We start from the raw sequence: 2,795 nt of genomic DNA on the forward strand, positions 1-2,795 counted from the left end.
CTGGCGGGCGTCGGCGACGTGGCCCGCGCTGGCGATGCCGACGTGATCGTCGGCCTTGTGGATCTTTTCGACGCTCTCGCGCTCCATGAGCGGCGAGCTAACCTGCCGGTTCGCGGCGAGGACCACGCCGTCGGGCGTGCGGAGACCGACGCTCGCGGTTCCGCGTTTGACGGCCTCGCGGGCGTACTCGACCTGGTAGAGGCGTCCGTCCGGGGAGAAAATGGTGATCCCCCGATCGTACGCCTGCTGATTGGATTGTCCTTGCATTGGTCTTCACCTCGGGTAAGGGATAGACATATATAGGCCTTCTTCTGAAGGCAACTTCGTCTGTTCGCCGTTCGGCATGGGCCCCGAAGAAAGTGGTGCCGAGCACGCTTTCCGAGTGCTGGAATCGCGCGGAGCGAGATTTCGTGGTCGACAGTGAGCCGTCGTTCAGAGAGGGGAGCGCCCAACGGTTGCCGACGGTTCAGCTCGGTGACGATTCTCGTTGTTCCGTCGTACATACCCCGAGACACTGGCTTTCGCTCGTGATTTGTGTATTCCACTCGAGTAAATGAAGTATTATTCAAACTAGCTACATGAACGGTCGGCTGCTATCTCAAGCTTTCCACTCAAACGGATCACTGCCGTTGATTTCGGTACAGCATTTCGCACTCCAGTACACAGGTGACGGCGGATCGGTCGAGCCACCCCGAGAACCCAGCCGCCCGTGGGCTCGAGGTGTCGGCAACCCTCTCGATTTTCGAGAAATCACTAGACATGCATACACAGAGTACCGTAGTCGGCGTTCCTGTCGAAACGGAAATAGAACCCATTCACCAATGCGGACTCGCGCTCTCTCATCTATCGAACGGTTTCAGAGCTGAGTCCGCCATCATTCCGCCTGAATCGAGTACTGACTTCGAGTTGCGATCCGAGTGGACACCGAGTCCCGACGCGAACGACGTCCGATCCGCCGCTCGAGGTGAGCGAGCGTGAGCGAACAGTCAGCGTCGGCACCCACGTCGACATCGACGGTCGTCGACGTCGTCCCCGGCGGCGAAGCGATCCACGGTGCGCTCTACAGGTACGGGTTAGGTGTGCTGTTCGCTGCGAACGTGTTCGGCGCGGGATCGGTATATATCCTCGCCGACACGGGTGCGAACTTCGCGTTCTCCCTGCTGTGGGTGTTACCGCTCGCGTTCCTCGTCGATATCGCCCTGCACGACATGAGCGCGCGACTCGCGACCGAAGACGAACCGCTCGCCGACTACATCACGGACGCGCTCCCGATCGGGGGAACGACGCTCCTCGTCGGCATTTCGTTGATGTCCGGGCTGTGGGCCGTCTCGAACTACGCGGTCGCCGGTGCGGCGCTGGCCTGGCTCGTTCCCGGCCTCGACAACGTCCTCGTCGGGATCGTCCTCGCGGCAGGGGCCGGCATCGCCATCGTGCAAATGAAGGTCTATGATCGAATCGAAGCGGCGATCGCCGCGATGGTGTTCGCCGTGTTCAGTTCGTACGGGCTGTTGCTGCTGGGCCTCGACGTGCCGTGGCAATCGGTCGCTGCCGGCCTGCAGCCGATACTACAGAGCGAAATCGGGTATCTCACCGCAGTGATCGCCTTGCTCGGCACGACGGTCTACTGGCCGAACTTCTTCATCCAGTCGAGCATCCAGCCGACCAAGGAGTGGACCGACATCTGGGAGTATCGTCGGGACAACGCCGCCGGAATCGCTACGACGCTCGTCATCGGCAGCTTCGTCATGATCGTCTCGGCGGTCACCCTTTCCGGGGGCGCCATGACGCTAACAGGTCCCGGAGAGCCGCTCGCGGCGATTCTCGGCGATTATGCGCTCGTCGTGTTCATACTCGCGGCGTTCCTCGCCTCGATCTCCTCGGCCACTGGGACACTGTTCGGTGCCGGGTTCATGATACCACAGGCGCTCGGTCGGGACACGGTCTTCGGCGACACCGCGTTCCGTCGAACCGTCATCGCACTGATCATCCTCTCGGCGATCACCGCGCTTCCGCTGCTCGCCTATACGGGCTTCGGCCCCGTCGAACTGGCGATCGTCATGCCGGCCGTCAACGGCGCGATCGGTCTGCCGGTCACCGTCTTCGCGCTCATCGGTGCCGTCAACAGGTTCCACGACGTCGACTGGTACGAAAACGTCGCGTTCATCGCCGCGGGCCTCGTGTTGCTCGTCGGCAGCCTCCTGACCGTCCAGTCGCTGTACGAAACCATCGTGAACATCCTCTGAGGGCTCGAGCGGGAACCGACCAGTCGTCTCGATACGAGATATGCTCGCGCTCCCCTTCGACCTCTCGCTGGTCCTGTTGCTCGTCTCGATCGCCTTCTTCTCGGGAATCGGCATCACCACCATCGGCCCGGGCGGGATCTTCGTCACGATCGCGCTCTACTCCCTGACGTCGCTCCCCTCGAGTCAGGTCGCCGGCACCGCTCACGCCACGTTCGTCGTCACTGGACTCGTCGGGAGCGCCGCCTACCTCCACTCCGGGGAGATGAACACCGGCGAGAGCCGCGCGATCGCGATCGTCCTCAGCGGTGCGAGTATCCTCGGCGCGCTCGTCGGTGCGTACGTGAACACGTTCGTTCCACGCACCGTATTCGGGATCCTGCTCGGCGGCGTCGCGATGGCCGTCGGCGGGATCATCTGTTACCGCGAGCGCCGCGGGTTCAGCCCGATCTACGACCTCGAGCCCCTGACTCGACCCGGCCGGATCGTCCTGGCGGGACTCGGGTTCGTCCTCGGCGTCTGCAGCGGCCTGCTGGGGATCGGCGGGCCGGTGCT

3 protein-coding genes are annotated in these 2,795 nt (G+C 63.0%); 2 read left to right on the forward strand and 1 reads right to left on the reverse strand.

Annotation, left to right across the window (positions count from 1 at the left end):
* Positions 1–267 (reverse strand): Ntn hydrolase family protein (locus PGX04_RS03340; RefSeq protein ID WP_465263788.1); only part of this gene is annotated, 267 nt, incomplete at its 3' end.
* A gap of 707 nt (positions 268–974) precedes the next feature.
* Between PGX04_RS03340 and PGX04_RS03345 the strand changes: the two genes are divergently transcribed.
* Both PGX04_RS03345 and PGX04_RS03350 read left to right on the forward strand, forming a co-directional pair.
* Positions 975–2,243 (forward strand): NRAMP family divalent metal transporter, encoded by a 1,269-nt coding sequence (locus PGX04_RS03345; RefSeq protein WP_273737214.1) that lies wholly within the window; start codon positions 975–977, stop codon positions 2,241–2,243.
* Between the two features lie 40 nt (positions 2,244–2,283).
* The coding region (locus tag PGX04_RS03350; protein ID WP_273737215.1) for a sulfite exporter TauE/SafE family protein at positions 2,284–2,795 on the forward strand (512 nt) is incomplete at its 3' end.

The organism is Natrinema soli (assembly GCF_028618695.1).